Origin of the sequence: Leptolyngbya sp. PL-A3 (assembly GCF_039962325.1) — a bacterium.
Classification (GTDB): Bacteria; Cyanobacteriota; Cyanobacteriia; order Elainellales; family Elainellaceae; genus Vacuolonema.
The window spans coordinates 1-14893 of the sequence record NZ_JAMPLB010000106.1 but is presented as its reverse complement, the minus strand read 5'-3'; the positions used below and the strand labels follow the sequence as shown (position 1 = coordinate 14893).

Here is a 14893-nt window from a genome sequence, read left to right as displayed (position 1 = left end):
GATTAATCAGTAGAAACGCTGCATACTGGTAGAGTCCTTGCGAGCAAGAAAGGGCATCAGGAGACGGTTGCTGGGGGCAAACTAAGCGATCGTCTCCCTCACAAAATCGCGGTCACTTCGTCGGGCTGGCTGGCGGCGCGGTCGTACCAGAGAACTTTAGTGACGACGATGAAGGTTTTGCCGCCCTTTTCTTCCAGGCGATCGCCAAAGTCAGGGCGATAGAACATTCCTTCCAATGACACCCACTCATGCGGGGCGGAGTCGTCGGGGCGAGTTTCATAGTGCGTTGGGTGACTCATAACCAGGGGGCTCCTGTTGGGGTACGGGTTGAACTTGCGGTGATGCACTCATGACATTGAGGGCGATCGCAGCACCAATGCCCACTAGGACGGCTGCGAGGATGGTCCCTGCTGTGTTAGTGGAGGTGCGGGCTGGGTGAACTGCTGGAGCTTTCCCAATTCGCTTTGCAGCTCCAGAGTTTCGGTACTTAGAGAAGAGTCAAGATTTTGCGTTTGCAACTGATAGAGACGTGCTTCCAGTTCCAGCTTTTGGCGCTTAGTCTCGATCGCAGCTTTAGCCTTTTTCGTAGCTTCCAGACGGGCGGCGCGGGCTTCCAGGTCGGCTTGCATCGCCACTTCCAACACATCAGCGTCCTGAAGAAATGCGGCAGCCACAGCCAGCGGGTCATCAAACTGAATTACCTCACTACCCGCCCTCAAACCCTCCAGGCTGTAGCGCTGCGGGAGTTGGGGGGTGCTTAGAACAATCTTGTGATTCCCGGCCTCCACAACTGTTGTGGGCGAGAGCGGGGTTTCTTCCTGCACATGAGTAGGACGAGGCAGATTGACGTTAAACTCATGCTCCAACTGCTCAACCATTGCAGGGGTTAAACCGTCTCGTACATCAAAATTCAATTCTTGGCATCGAGCATAAACAGAAGACTTAGGAAGCCCGGTTTCTTTTGCAAACTTACTTAATGAAGTAATCATGGGTTTTACTCCGAACGTTGGTAGAACTGGAATCGACAATTCTGAACACTTGTGAACGGCTGTGAACGTTGATTTTTCGTAGCTTCTGAACGGACTTAGCAGAAATGTTAGTTCCAGCAATGGTTCCGATCCGTTCAGAACCGTTCTATACTGGGATGGTAACATAGGTTCCGAACTTGTCAATCCTGTTCGGAACGATTAGGATTAGTTCAAAATTCGGAGGTAAGATTCAGGTGATCACCCACACCCCGAAGGCAGACGTGCCAACGAAAAAGGAAAAAATTACCTTCACTTGCGAGAAGGACACCCGATCGCAGTTAGAGGAATGGGCAGCCAAAGAAGGACGAACCCTCTCTAATTTGGTAGAGCGGATCGTCTTAGAAGCTTTGCAAGCTAAGAAGTAAGGGCGATCGCCGGATCACCTGCTGCAACTGATATGGGGAACCGTTATGAGTAACGAACTAAACCGCGCCATCAACGCCATGATCGAAAGCAACACCCTCTATAGGGAAGGTGCGAAGGAGGGCATGGACGGCATTAGGGCGTCTATCGATGCCCTCGCTCTCCAGATCGGACAGTTGGCGCAGCAGGTCAAAATACAGACCCAGAACATTGATAAATTGAGCGGCACAGTCGATCGGATGGCTGCGAGCATCGACCGTCTAACCATGACAGTTGAGCGTCAGGCAGCAAGTATTGACGGGCATCTGCGAGTGGCTGAAACTCAGGCCGCGAACGTGGCAGAACTGACGAAGCTCGCCACAACCCTGCTTCAGAAGATTGCGGCATAAGAAAGTTATGCCAGAGGAAGTTACCCGCGCAGAAATTTCTATCGGCTCATCAGCAACCCATGTTTGGCGACTCACCGACGGTTCTTACCAGATGCTTATGGGAGGGGCTGCGGAAGCAATCGGGGAAACATCAGTTGACTTGATTCGATTCTTGCGATCACAGGAGTTCAAATTCCTGACAGGCAATCGCTATGCCAATCACACCTGGAATAGATTTCCGGTCCCCACTCGTAAGGGAGGGGAAATCGAAGTCGAAGCTTTACCACTTGAAGCAGTTGCTGCATATTGGCTATCCAGTTCATATCATGGCAACAACAAAGCATTAGCTTTATGCATGGCATTGATCAACGGAAAATTGGAGCAAAGCTTAGATCATACATTCGGCGTAACTCGTCATGAGCCAGATTCCAATCAGGCATGGAGCAATCGGGCTTCTGACATCGAACAGGCGCTTTATGCCCAAAATTTGAACCTGGATGACGAACTTTTACGCCGTGTGCGGTCATATGAATATTGGTTCAAGATCTCTGGTCTTAACCCAAATGAACCGCCACCGTACCTCAGTTACAAGCAGTGGCACGAAAGGAGCGAGCGTCTCCTAGATGAACTCGAGCCATTTCCACAACGCAATGAAGGAGGTGCTTTAACAGGCTTGTCGCGGATTCTTCCCCGTTGGTTACGGGGGAGCAATGGCTGAGCTACAGCGGCAACTGGCAGAACTGTGGGCTGATCCTTATGCCCCGCCGGGTAGCAAAGTAGAGGAATAATAATCCCTAAAAAATTTTCGGATTTACGGCTTAGCTAGTCTTAATCACGAGTGCACGACTTGACTATCATCGATTCAGTAAAGGAACATTCCAAAATGAGAACTGCAACCGCAATCAAAACTAAGCCTGTCGGAATCCGCATGCCCGAAACCTGGAACGATCAGCTTTTTGCGATCGCAGCAGCGGAAGGTAAAACACGGAACGACATCGTTTTGAGGGCGATCGCGCTACTCTTTCAGGAGGTAACTCCAAACAAGGGCCATTAAGCCCTTAAATGCAAAACCCCCAAAGCTGGCAGGCTTCAGGGGCATAGCAATTTTTAACCAGTTAACCCAACACCTTTAGATTCATCTGCGCAAGCTCTCGGCGACCAAACTTTGAGCTTAGCAGTTCCGGGAATCAAGGTGATTGGATCGTCAGACCCATAGTGAGGATCCTTGTACAAGATTAAGTCATTTCGTCAAGTTTTGCCAACGGGCAAGGCGAATAATTTTACTCCCTCATCTCATTCCAGTATAATCGAGTCTCATATCAAGACAAAAGCCCCTAGCCTTCCCTCTGGTGGGGTTGTGCGTTTTAATACTCGCTCTAAGCCTTGCCCGGTATGTGGAGGGGTAAGGAAAGATTGCCGCCAGCTTGGGGAGAAAATTCACTGCCGTGCTGGTGTTGATAATCTAAACTTCAAAGTCATCGGTACAGATCGACTCGGGTTCGATATGTTCATCGACCGGGCGATCGCAGACTCCCAGAACGAAGCCAACAGAGAGGAATGGTTACAACGCCGAAAGCTTCAGCAGGAAGCCCTAGCTAAAGCTGAGAAGGATAGGTTAGCAGCCTCTATGCCCGTCGCAGAACGGCATCGTTGGGGTAGTAAGCTGCTAGATTTTCTAACCCTGAATCAACAGGATGTTGAGGATCTAACCCGTCGGGGATTCACTCTCGAAGCCATCAATCGGATAGGCTTCCGCTCTGTAGTGAAAGGGCAACTTTTACCAGAGCAGTTCCCCGATAATTTCCCTGGAGTGGCTTCCAATGGGCGAGCGCTGCTAATTGCGGAAGATGGCTATATCAATCCCGTCTACAGCCAAGATGGACTGATTGATGGGTTCCAGCTACGAGTGCGAGGAGCAAAAGATAACAAGTACCGCTGGCTATCCAGTAATAGCAACTACTTGTTGCCCGATGGCGAGATTCCCCTCACACACTGTAAGCCGGAAGCTATCACCCGAAATTGGATCGCATTTTCGGAGGGTACAGGCTCAAAACCTCACCTTGCCTCTATCAAGCTGGGATGTAATGTCATCGGTGCGGCTGGTGGAAACTTTGCTAGCAGCAGATCTCAGGTAAAGGCAGCTCTAGAATCGGGAAACATTCCCATCCTGTTACCGGATGGAGGGGCGATCGCTAACCCTCACGTCATGCGGCAATATGAAAAGCTCGCTGCGATGGAGCCAGGGCTTCAGGTGCTCTGGTGGGGGCAGTGGAGCAAGGGCCAGGATATTGACGAAGTATCGGATGAGATACTGGCATCAGCACAGCTCATCACCTGGAAAGAATTCCAGGAAATATCGCCAGCAGGTGATCGGCAACAGCAACTAGCTGAGCAGTGCCGCAGAAAACAAAACCTGGAACTGATCGAACGGTGCTTTAAGCGATCCCTTGGGCAGCGCAATACCTCACCCAAAGGATTCAGTCGCCCATCTCCTCAACCTGAGGCACAGGCCACAGTAGACCCGGCAGTAGGAGCGATCGCACTATATGACCGTCGCAATGATGGGCGGCTTGAGATGCATGTTACGCCTTCCACCGTACCAACTATTAAGGAGTGGATCGACAGGGGTAGACCAACCCTAGTGGTTCAACCAGACGATCGGATGTTGGTGTGTTTAGGCCTTATTAAGCATGGGTTTCCCTATGTCCTCATCTGCGATGTCGTCGTCGGCGGCAAATCTAGAACCGCTGGAGAGTTCTTCGAGAATTGGGAAGTCATGCAGTCCATGCTGGCTGCTATGGACGATGACAAAACAGAGGAAACTCCAATCTGGAAAGGAGTTTACGCATCAGATGACTACCGCAGACCTTCTCATGAATGGCTAGAAGCTCTCCCCCAAGCAGTATCCGGAGCGGGCGAAATACTCGACACCACTAAAACTACCCCCTTGGGAAATCCATACAAGCGGCGCGCGATGCCTGGAGAAACTCCCGATATTCCCGGTTTGTGCATCCATGAACACGCCTATCAGGCACTCAATGCCCAGGGGTTCACCATGGGTAGGGGTAATGATTCACCATTCTGCGGGAACTGTACACAGTTTCAAGACGGCAACTGTCCCTATCTAGTAGCGCTTGTTGAGCAACAGAGTGAGCCTGTCCTGCGCACCCACATTTCTAAAATCTCAGTGAACGAGGGGGAAAATGTTGTCGGCTTCATTGATGAAGCAGGGCGGGCGATAGAAGGAGATGTAACCCGAGAATCTCCCATCTCTGCGATTGAGAAGGAAGCAGGTGAGCTCCTCAAGACCGACCCTATCTTTTACTCCCAGATATCCTCAGTATTGAAAGCCATTAAGCATGGCCTTCAGTATGCCGTAGAGGAACAAGGGCGATATGGTCTAACCCATGCCCAATTAATGGAATATCTGCCCGATCGCCAAGCGATTCAAGCACTGATCCTGGAGCAGTTTTGGACGGGGAATGAGGCCCCGGATATGTGGGAGATACCTACAATCAATCAAATTGCAGGACGGCTTCAGCACGCCATCAGACGAGATATTGAAGCACAGTTACAGGACGCTCCTGAGCCAGAACAACGTAAGGAACTTGTAGAGAAGTGCCTCACCATTGGCGTACTTCCTCGACTCCTCAAGGTCATGGATGGACGCGGACGAGTCGATGTCAGTATCACCGGCAAGAAGATTCGTTTCCGTTACCGCGATCGCCGTCACGGCCGCACTCTAGCCAAGTTGAAGACAGCTTTCTTGATGGATGCCACCCCAGATCGGCGGGAACTGGCTCGAAAAATGGGCATCGACGAAGGGGACATCGTGAGCATCACCTCACCGAAGCCTTCATTCAATAACCTCACCTTTAAAGTCGTGAAGGGTTTTGGTCGGGCAGGACAGAACCGTGAGCATTACCAGGATGGGGTTGTAACTGAAAGCCCATACAGCACTATGCAGCGTATCCTGGCGCTGGTCGAACATGTCGCTAATGAGGCGATCGCGACCAATCCTGATATTCAGATCGGTGTGCTGGACCTAAAATCCTACATCGACCGTTATACAACCGGAGCCATTGAACAAAAGGCACGCGCATTCCTTACTGGGTATCACTTTCACGATGGACGCAACACGAATCGGTTTAAGGAATGCAGCCTACTATTTTCCGTTGGTACCCCTGTCCAGAACATTGGAGATCTGCTGTCCCAGTGGCACCTGAGAACAAGGCAGTCCTACACCACAGAAACGGCACCTCCTGCATTTTGGGCATGGGTAAACCGCATGGTCACAACTGAAATCCTGCAGGAAGGTGGGCGCAGTAGAGCACAGCATCGCTCTGATGAACAAATCACCCACTACATCCTGAGTGACCTCTCACAGGGACAAATTGAGACCATTCAGGAGTATTTCCCTGGGTGCGTTGTGGAAGTGGTAGATGCCTATGACATTTGCCCCCAGGCGGCTCCCAAAGGTGAGCAAACACGGCGAGGGGTATGGGAGGCGATCGCATCAGCTATTAGAGCAGGCGATCGTCCCAATATTGGAGTGGTTGCACAACAGGTAGGGGTATCGAAAGGTAGAGTCAGCCAGATCCTCAGCCATGAAGGAGGTTTTAGAGCCATCACAAAGAGTTTATTTCGGTTATATGAAGCCTTAAATAGCAAAACTAAACTTTCGGAACTGACCGATACTCAACGAGTCATGGCTCTAGAAGTTTTTCCAGCGCTGGTTAAAGAACTAGAGTCTGGCATTGAACCGACAAAGGCGCTGGAAACATTCATGGAAACCGCTAAAGTCTTCCAATACTCAGGCTTTGAATCTGTATTCAAAGATGAGGCGATGCTTTCAGCAGTACCTGTTTGGGTACTGACAACGCTGATTGGATTCTTCTCGAGCTACTTACCCAGGCCATTCCTTGCAGGATTAGATGCCCATATCAGTGAGGTGAGGAGGATTACCCCATGACGACCTTACCGTTCTAAAGAGGCAGATCGTTCTAATCATGCCAGTTTCATCTAAATGGGGTATTTCTAGTAGTGAGGTATAGCCCAATAATTGGGCTATACCCATCTGAATGGATTGCTATTGCAAGTAGGAGAGAGCCCAATTATTGGGCTATACCCCGTCTCTCGGAGACATAGAGAATTTTCAATGATTATGAGCAGTTCCTGTTGATCAGTCCCGCTGATCAGTCTGACTACCTACCTAAAATCCTTTAAGCTCAAGGGTTTGGAAGGCACCTGATCAGAAGAAGCTGATCAGGTTTTGCTGATCAGCCCCTTCTGATCAGCTTTTTATGCTCAGCAACCACCCCTACACAAGGAAATTCTGAGAAAAAGAGCCACGTTTTTCAAAAAAACAACTTGTAACTCCTCCAGCTATAACTGAAACTGACATTGCAATAGGCGATCGTCAAACTGCTAACAGGGGTTAAAGATCATTTTTTTGCCACGACCTTGTTTTAAAGATAGGCAAAAATACAGCGGAAATGTCTTTCGGAGCGAGTTGTGCTACTGTTATGAGCTGCTCTTGAAGGGATTAGGTGAGGTTCATAATCTGAAAAACAGGGAGACTATGGCAAAAAACGGTAACCAACCAAAGCTTCTAATTTCTGCAGATTCTGCAGTACAAGATTCAACTGCATTAATCCCTTATGCAATTTGCCTTTTATCGTGTTTTGCCCACTCAATGTATTGCTTCTCTGTACTCTAAAAAATAAGGATTAGAAACGCTAAATCGACAATTTTTTACAGTAAGATCTGAGCGGAGGTCTTTGATGATTGTTCGAAAACGAGGTAGATATCAAAATCGTACTCGTGAACCCAAAGTCGCTTTTGGGGTTCAACTACCCAAAAGTGACTTTGATGACTTAGCTTGCTTCGTTAAAGAGTCTGGAGAAAGCCGAAACGCTGTAATTAGGATTGCTATTAAAAACCTAGTCAAAAGCAAACAAGAAGTAGAAACTCTAAGATTTTAGGAGGCTTAATAATCAAAGTCTCCAGCAAGTTGTAGCTTGCTGAAGACTAACAGACAATTTATTCACCTTAAAACACCCAGCCTTTTGTAGTTAAGCTCTCTCCCTGAGAAAGTTTGAGCTTACGACAACAGGGGCTGGCCTTGTACCATACTAGGAAGGTACTTTGTACATTCTAAACCACCTTTGCAGTTCGCGACAACAAGAAATCCCTTATTCCAATTGGGAAAACTGCCATTCACTAAAGAGCTCAGCTAACTCAGCTTACGCATATCAATACAAGCCTAAATTATCCCAAAAAGAGGCTCAAATAGGGTTAAGAGTTCCCTACGCGTATGAACGATCGCTAGCCGTTGATCTACTGCTGTGGATCGAGGATCAGTCTTTTCAGGAATTGAGCTGGGGGTTTTATGAGCGTGGGGGTTTGGTACGATGACCCTCATATCTGGTTGGATTCGATTCAACAAGCCTTCTAGCCTTTGCCCTGTTTGTGGCGACCATCGCAATGAATGCCGACAGAGCGGGCAGACGGAGAAAATCTTTTGCCGTGGTAAAGCCGATAATCCAAGGTTTAAGTTCCTGGGTGAGGATAAGAACGGCTTCGGAATATTCACTGACCGTGCGATCGCAGATCCCCAAACGGAAGCAGATCGGGCGGAATGGTTGCGGCAGCGGCAAGCGGAGCGAGCGTTGCAGCAAGAAGCAGAACGGCGGCGGGCGGCGGTATCAATGCCCGTTTCTAACCGTCATCACCACTTCAGCAAGTTGCTGAGGGCACTACCACCACTGACTCCAGCGGACATCGAAGATCTCACCAGTCGCGGCTTCAGCCTTGCTGATATTGAGCGGATCGGGTTCCGTTCAGTGGTGAAGGGGCAACGACTCCCAGAGCAGTTCCCATCTAATCTGCCTGGGGTTGCCCGTGACGGGCGATCGCTCCTTATAGGTGCCGATGGCTATATTTATCCCGTTCCCAATGCGACGGCCAAATTTGGGCCATGCAGCTACGGATACGCGGGGCAACGGAGAGCAAGTATCGCTGGTTATCCATTGAGGGTAACTATCGCTTACCTGACGGAGAGATACCCCTCGCCCACATCATCCCAGAATCCATCACCCGAAATTGGCAGGGGTTCTCTGAAGGCACTGGCCCCAAACCTCAGCTTGCATCCAAACGTTTGGGTTGCCCGGTCATTGGTGCGGCTGGTGGTCAGTTTGCGGGCAGTCACTCCCAAGTAAAGGCAGCACTGGAAAGCGGGCGGATCCCTGTCCTATTGCCCGATGGAGGGGCAGTAGAGAACCCTTACGTCATGCGGCAGTATGGCAAGCTTGCTGCAATGGTGCCAGGGCTTCAGGTGCTCTGGTGGGAGCAGTGGAGCAAAGGCCAGGACGTTGACGAGGTAACGGATGAGGCGTTGGCAGCGGCGCGGCTTATCACCTGGGAGGAATTCCTAAAGATGTCTCCCGAGTTAGTAAGGGAGAAGATTCGCCACACTAACAGTGATCGCTCAATCTATATAGGGCCAGATCCTAGCGAGCAACAGGCTATTGACGAAGAGACAGCACGGATAGAACAGGCACAGGCCATAGAAGGGGCGATCGCCCAAGTTCTTTCCCTGTTTGGGCGGCGGAAACGGGAGCGGGTATCAACAGGCGTTGGCTTTGCTCCACTGCCGACCCTACCTGATACCGATGTGGTGTTAGTAGACAGCCACGAACAGGGCTACCAGGCGGGCATGAATGCGGGTAAGCGGGTACTGGTTAACCTAACTCAAACTGGCGGACGGAAAAGTTCATTCAATGCCAAGACAACCCCTGCTTTCTGGGGTACGGATCGGATGATCACCGTGTTGCCTGATGCTCTTAACCCAACGGTTGAGGAATACGAAGAACACGCCTTAGTATCTGGTCGGCACCACGGCACCATTATTAAGAACGGGAAGAAAGTACGGGCAACGGTTGAAACTCCGGAATCAGCTAAAATCGAGTCCGCTAATTGCTATGCAGCTCATGCGATCGCGCAAATGGCACAAAAGAACACAGTCAGTGGTGCCTATCAACTGGCTTGTTATACCTGCAAATTTGGCTGGCGGTGCGGGAAGGAGGAGGACAACAATTTTGGCGCACGTTACCAAGCGGCGCAGGCTCTCAAGCAACCGCGTATTCGGATGAATTACGGGCGCTTGCATGGTCAGGGGGATGAGTCATCGCTGATTAGCACCTCTGCCCTGCTCTTGGATGAGTCTAGTTCTAACATCCAAGTGACCAGGACCATCAAGGTTTCTCTTGATGACATGAAAGATAAAGTGGCGCAAATTGCGTTAGCCGAGGATGAGTATTTACAGCAGTACATCACCCTGATCAGGGTTTTGATGAGTGACTACTGGAAAGGGATTTCCGGTGCTGACCCTTTGTATGGGATAGGTCAGAAACATTTTCAGAATGAACTGAAAGTGCTGCTTCCTCCCACGGATCAAGCAAAACTGGATGAGCTAGAGGGTGAGGAGGAAGAACTAAAAGCGTTTGGGGTCATCAATGAGGAGCGTTTGACAGACGCGGAAGTGCGTCGGCTCAATGCTTTGGATGAGAAGCAATACCCAACCGAAGAACAGTTGACGGAGCTAGCTCGGTTAGAGGGCAAAACCAAGCCTACACGCGAGGAGCACCAACGGTTGCGGCTATACCGCAAATACACCCTGACACCTGCAAAAGAGAAAGAACGGGATGAGTTACGGGCACGATACGAGCGATCACGCAGAGAGCCTCTAAGCCCTAGCGAGATGGCAGCACGAGCCAAAGAACTCAACAAGCGCTGGTTATCTGAGTTTGTGTGGGTGCTCAATGGCGATCAACCTGGATACATTCATTGGGAACGGGATGGACTTACCATCACTGTCCCTGAGACAAAGCACCTAAGCGCCATCCACTCAGCACAGCGGGTTGTCCTGAGTGATGCCTCTGAACGACGAACGAAGGCCGCGATCGCCAAAAAGTACGGGGTACAAGAAGATGAGGTGTTCCTCTTCCAGGTGCGGCAACCGAAAGGTGCACGGGTGGAAGTGGTACACATCACCGGGCTAGGTAAGCTTGGCAAAAATCGCGGTAAAGGTCTGGAGCAGTGCCGTCAGGCATTAGTCCAGAAGTTGAAGGAGCTTGATCCAACACATCAAACCTTTGACTGGAAAGCATTTGGAGCTGATGGTGTACTCTTCCGCGATACGGTTGGCTCAAATGCCTACAAGCATTGTCAGTCCATCAGCACAACCATTCCACGACCCAATATCAACGCGTTACTTGCAGAATACTGTGTTATCGAAGCAACCATTGTAGACACCGACGATCCAGGGTTTCAGCGGTTCTACCGGGAACGGGTGAAGGAAGCCCTTGTACAAACTCGTGGGCGGCTCCGTGAGCAACTACGCCCCGGACAAAACCTGAACTTCTATGTGATGGGTGATGATGAGTTGCCCATTGAAGGCGATCGCAGCGTTGCAGCATCGGAAATTACTCCTGAAGCGGCCCGAAAGGGTGAGCGGGCTGTGTTTCAAATTGTGGAAGCTGCAAAGTGGGTGATTGAGCAGGGCCAAGAGCTAACTCAATCTGCAGTTGCACGAGCAACGAAGATTCTGGAGTTACGGGAAGGCAAAGGCTATACACAGCAATACATTTCTGATCTCTGGAACCGGATTCTGGAGTGCCTACAACTTTTCTTAGGGATATCTAATAAGAAAAGTTGTAGCCCAACAAAAGCACAGCAGGACAAAGTATCAGACTTAATCCCAGTCATCGAAGCAATCGCTCAAACCGGCACTCCAGAGGAGTTAGACGATGTAATTCTCTGGCTATCGCCACCTGAATGGAAGCTTGTATTGGATAAGTTAAGCGATTCAGCAGTTCAAAAACTTATGCAATGCTGGCTGTCATTACTCCCTGAATCAGTGCGGAGGGTTTTAGCATGACTCACGGCGACGGCGAAGACCCCGTGTTTTATGGAACATTCTCCCGGGAGCCGGTACAACTGCTGAACTTGGAGATGGCAGCATGAGCGATCGCACTCCCAGCAGCAGCACCCTTGGCGACCTCCGGCGATCGTTCCACATACAAAGGTACAACCGCCCCGATAGGGGAGAGCACAATTATTGTGCTCTCCCCTATGACGATAGAGTTCCTTCTGCGTGACCAAGAAGACGAAAATCAATCATCGCTGGGTTTGGATGCAACTGGATTTAAGCCGTGGGTCGATAAGATTCAAGCGGCTCTATTCGCTGTACTGCAGGTGGTGCATCAGCTATGGATCACTCATGGCGGGACAGCCCAATAATTGGGCTGGTACAAAACCTTTCCTAATTGGGCTGGTTGGTGTGCAGCAGCTATACACCAAAGTGCAGGCATTGGGATCAATCTGGCTTCCCTTGATCAGTCATGTTATGTAATAAACCCCTTGCAGTTCGGTTAGTTTGAAGGATCATTGATCAGTTGCGTTGATCCGTTTCTTCGGGATTGAGCAGTAAAGGAGTCAGAATGGCTAAAAAAACCAAGTTGGATAAATTCACCATTGGCCGTATGCGACAGGCGTATTTAGCCAATCTCGGTCTCAAGAAAACGGCTCTTAGAAATGAGATTTCCAAGAAATTTCAGTGCAGCATTTCTACGGTAATTCGTTATGCCAAGAAGGGGGGATGGGAAGAACTCCGGCAGGCGGTGATCGCATGTCGCCATAAAGAAACGCTCCCTCATTCTGTCGCATCTCCTCCGCCTCCACCTCCACCTCGTTATGGGGGCACAGTGGCTGGGCAGGGAATAGACATAGACGTAGACGTAGAGGCTTTGTTAATACAGGGGATAGTAAGTTTGTTTACAGATGGCATGGTGAGTCCGATTAAATCTCGGGAAGCTGCGCTCGCCACGGCTTTAAAGCTCATTCAGGAATACCGGCGGTACCATCCGCTTACCATCGATGAGCTCATTGATGCTGCCCTGTCTATCCCCGGGTTCAGTCCAACTGCTCTCTCTCGGCGTCTCAGGGAGCGGATTGAGCAAGGTGGTTAGGGCGATCGCTTTTCCCTAGAAACACTTAACGCTTATCTAATATGGGTTAAGTGCGTTCAGCTCGATTATGTGAGCAATTGTTGGTCGCGTTTGCGACTGCTGCAGTAATGCTAGCTTAATCTGGATTGGTAGCGACCGAGGAGTGGAACAGGACCCAATAATTGGGCTATGCCCGTCTGAGTGGGTCGCTACTAGGAGTGGGAGAGAGCCCAATAACTGGGCTAGCCCTCGTCTCCCAGAGCATAGAGAATTTTCAATGATTTTGAGCCGTTCCTGCTGATCAGTCCCCCTGATCAGTCTGATCACCTACCTCAAATCCTTTCAGCTCAAGGCTTTAGACGAAAGCTGATCAGAAGCAGTTGATCAGTTTTTGCTGATCAGCCTCTTCTGATCAGCTTTTTGTGCTCAGAAATCGCCCCTACACAAGAAAACTCTAGAAAAAAGACCACGTTTTGCTAAAAAAACTAGGACAACAAAGGTAGCTGAAGCGGGTATCAAAAGCCCGTGAACGCGTTAGCTATTTTCTCTTTTGCTTACGAATACGAAATTGCGCCCTTTAAGGGCATAGTCCAGGTAATTTTACTGTCCTAGAAAACAAATTGTGGCCCCTCCCGCTATAACCGAGTTGCGGAGGCGATCGCGTTTCTCCGGAACAGTAAATAAGGCTTATCTAATATAGGTAAAGTGCGTTTAGCCCAATGATTGAAGCGACCGTTCCCGCTATAACTGAGTTGTATGGGCGATCGCGTTTCTCTAGAAACAGTAAATAAGGCTTATCCAATATAGGTAAAGTGCGTTTAGCCCAATGATTGAGGCGACCGTTCCCGCTATAACCGAGTTGTATGGGCGATCGCGTTTCTCTAGAAACAGTAAATAAGGCTTATCCAATATAGGTAAAGTGCGTTTAGCCCAATGATTGAAGTGGCTGTTCTCGCTATAAGCGAGTTGCATAGGCGATCGCGTTTCTCTAGAAACAGTAAATAAGGCTTATCCAATATAGGTAAAGTGCGTTTAGCCCGATGGTTGGGGCGACCATCTGTTGTGCCGCCTTCCCTTTGCTGAGCCGCGATCGCCCACTATCCCAAAATCGACACAGAAACCTCACTCCCAGCAAAACGAACCTGACTCAGTCTCAGTTCCACCTCACGGGCTTTCAGCAGTTTGAATACCTGGAGCGTTACTTCCGTCTCACAATTGTCATCCAAAACCCTAAGGCTCCATCCCCAATTGCTAGCTCTGGAGCCGTTTTCAGCCCCTGGTCTTGCAAGCGCAACAATAACGGCTTCCAACTTAACTCGGACTCTCGAAATCCAGCCTCTAGCCCCAGCAGTTCTTTGCTTCCAGTGTCGGTGACACCCATAACAACGAGGATGCATTGACGATCATCCTCGTTGCGGATGTTGAAGTAGATTCCATCGGCCCACATATACACGTACCGTTTACCGCTCAAGGAGCGTTTCTGCCATTGTTGGTGCTCCTCTATCCATTTGGCTTTCAGCCGGCTAATGGTGCTGGCAGATAAACCTTCAGCATTTGCTCCCAGCAAGGATGCTAAGGCTTCTGAGAAATCTCCAGTGGATACACCCTTGAGATACAGCCAGGGCAGCACTTCCTCAACGCTTCGAGCACGCTTGAGATAGGGTGGCAACAGCGTTGAATTGAACTTGATACCACGGCCACTGCGGTCACGCACCTTCGGTACCTGAATTTCTACTTCCCCAACCCCGGTCACAATTGTGCGCTCAGGTAGGTATCCGTTGCGAACGATCGCCGCTCGTCCCTGGCTATCTTTAAGGGACTGGTACTGCGTTAAAAACTCACTCAGTTCCGCTTCGACTGCCTGGGCAATGATTTGGCGAGCGCCTTTACGCACCAATTCGGTCAGCGCATCGTTGAACAATGCAGGTGATTCTGAAGGTTGAAATGCAATAAGATTATCGTTACTCATGGTGTATCCTCGTCTGGTCTTTTTTGCTTATCCAGCAGGATACGCCCTTGTATCTTGGAGAAGTGGCAGACCGTCCGCCCTCTGGTTCATAAAAACCGTAAGAAAGCTTGGGTCGCCACACTTCTCGAAGTGCTGAGAACTCGTAGAATCGCCTGG

At 49.9% G+C, this 14893-nt stretch carries 12 protein-coding genes and 1 pseudogene; 9 read left to right on the top strand and 4 right to left on the bottom strand.

From position 1 onward, the window contains the following. Positions 1–98: 98 nt before the first annotated feature. Together NDI52_RS33025 and NDI52_RS33020 are read right to left on the bottom strand one after the other, a co-directional pair. A complete protein-coding gene (locus NDI52_RS33025) occupies positions 99–299 on the bottom strand; it encodes a hypothetical protein (RefSeq protein WP_348257049.1) in 201 nt (66 codons plus the stop codon). An 84-nt stretch (positions 300–383) separates the two neighbouring features. After that, positions 384–989 carry a hypothetical protein gene (locus NDI52_RS33020; protein WP_348257048.1) on the bottom strand — a complete coding sequence of 202 codons (606 nt, stop codon included), beginning with the start codon at positions 987–989 and terminating at the stop codon, positions 384–386. Positions 990–1222: 233 nt separating this feature from the next. Here NDI52_RS33020 and NDI52_RS33015 point away from each other — a divergent pair, with 233 nt between their 5' ends. From NDI52_RS33015 to NDI52_RS32985, 7 genes are all read left to right on the top strand, one after another. Further along, the gene (locus tag NDI52_RS33015; protein WP_348257047.1) at positions 1223–1393 is read left to right on the top strand and encodes a hypothetical protein; all 171 of its coding nucleotides are present in this window, start codon (positions 1223–1225) and stop codon (positions 1391–1393) included. A 45-nt stretch (positions 1394–1438) separates the two neighbouring features. Then, positions 1439–1780 (top strand): hypothetical protein, encoded by a 342-nt coding sequence (locus NDI52_RS33010; RefSeq protein WP_348257046.1) that lies wholly within the window; start codon positions 1439–1441, stop codon positions 1778–1780. 7 nt (positions 1781–1787) lie between these two features. Continuing rightward, positions 1788–2477 (top strand): hypothetical protein, encoded by a 690-nt coding sequence (locus tag NDI52_RS33005; RefSeq protein ID WP_348257045.1) that lies wholly within the window; start codon positions 1788–1790, stop codon positions 2475–2477. Positions 2478–2642: 165 nt separating this feature from the next. Beyond that, positions 2643–2813 carry a hypothetical protein gene (locus NDI52_RS33000; RefSeq protein WP_348257044.1) on the top strand — a complete coding sequence of 57 codons (171 nt, stop codon included), beginning with the start codon at positions 2643–2645 and terminating at the stop codon, positions 2811–2813. Between the two features lie 303 nt (positions 2814–3116). Then, positions 3117–6731 (top strand): hypothetical protein, encoded by a 3615-nt coding sequence (locus tag NDI52_RS32995; RefSeq protein ID WP_348257043.1) that lies wholly within the window; start codon positions 3117–3119, stop codon positions 6729–6731. Positions 6732–8172: 1441 nt separating this feature from the next. Then, positions 8173–8979 (top strand): hypothetical protein, encoded by an 807-nt coding sequence (locus NDI52_RS32990; RefSeq protein ID WP_348257042.1) that lies wholly within the window; start codon positions 8173–8175, stop codon positions 8977–8979. Then, a complete protein-coding gene (locus NDI52_RS32985) occupies positions 8919–11699 on the top strand; it encodes a hypothetical protein (RefSeq protein WP_348257041.1) in 2781 nt (926 codons plus the stop codon). The genes NDI52_RS32990 and NDI52_RS32985 overlap by 61 nt, the downstream gene beginning before the upstream one ends. 28 nt (positions 11700–11727) lie before the next feature. Here the strand turns inward: NDI52_RS32985 and NDI52_RS32980 are convergent, their stop codons facing one another. Further along, positions 11728–11874, bottom strand: a complete 147-nt coding sequence (locus NDI52_RS32980; RefSeq protein WP_348257040.1) for a hypothetical protein — start codon at positions 11872–11874, stop codon at positions 11728–11730. A 19-nt stretch (positions 11875–11893) separates the two neighbouring features. Here NDI52_RS32980 and NDI52_RS32975 point away from each other — a divergent pair, with 19 nt between their 5' ends. Further along, positions 11894–12061 carry a hypothetical protein gene (locus NDI52_RS32975; protein ID WP_348257039.1) on the top strand — a complete coding sequence of 56 codons (168 nt, stop codon included), beginning with the start codon at positions 11894–11896 and terminating at the stop codon, positions 12059–12061. A gap of 200 nt (positions 12062–12261) precedes the next feature. Continuing rightward, positions 12262–12789 (top strand): hypothetical protein, encoded by a 528-nt coding sequence (locus tag NDI52_RS32970; protein WP_348257038.1) that lies wholly within the window; start codon positions 12262–12264, stop codon positions 12787–12789. A gap of 1201 nt (positions 12790–13990) precedes the next feature. Here NDI52_RS32970 and NDI52_RS32965 read toward each other — a convergent pair. After that, positions 13991–14737: pseudogene (locus NDI52_RS32965) on the bottom strand (IS256 family transposase); the annotation flags it as partial. Positions 14738–14893 lie beyond the last annotated feature (156 nt).

Bases quoted from the DNA above. Each gene is read 5' to 3' on its own strand.
- NDI52_RS33025 (WP_348257049.1), bottom strand. From the start codon at position 299: ATGAGTCACCCAACGCACTATGAAACTCGCCCCGACGACTCCGCCCCG.
- NDI52_RS33020 (WP_348257048.1), bottom strand. From the start codon at position 989: ATGATTACTTCATTAAGTAAGTTTGCAAAAGAAACCGGGCTTCCTAAG.
- NDI52_RS33010 (WP_348257046.1), top strand. From the start codon at position 1,439: ATGAGTAACGAACTAAACCGCGCCATCAACGCCATGATCGAAAGCAAC.
- NDI52_RS33005 (WP_348257045.1), top strand. From the start codon at position 1,788: ATGCCAGAGGAAGTTACCCGCGCAGAAATTTCTATCGGCTCATCAGCA.
- NDI52_RS33000 (WP_348257044.1), top strand. From the start codon at position 2,643: ATGAGAACTGCAACCGCAATCAAAACTAAGCCTGTCGGAATCCGCATG.
- NDI52_RS32990 (WP_348257042.1), top strand. From the start codon at position 8,173: ATGACCCTCATATCTGGTTGGATTCGATTCAACAAGCCTTCTAGCCTT.
- NDI52_RS32975 (WP_348257039.1), top strand. From the start codon at position 11,894: ATGACGATAGAGTTCCTTCTGCGTGACCAAGAAGACGAAAATCAATCA.
- NDI52_RS32970 (WP_348257038.1), top strand. From the start codon at position 12,262: ATGGCTAAAAAAACCAAGTTGGATAAATTCACCATTGGCCGTATGCGA.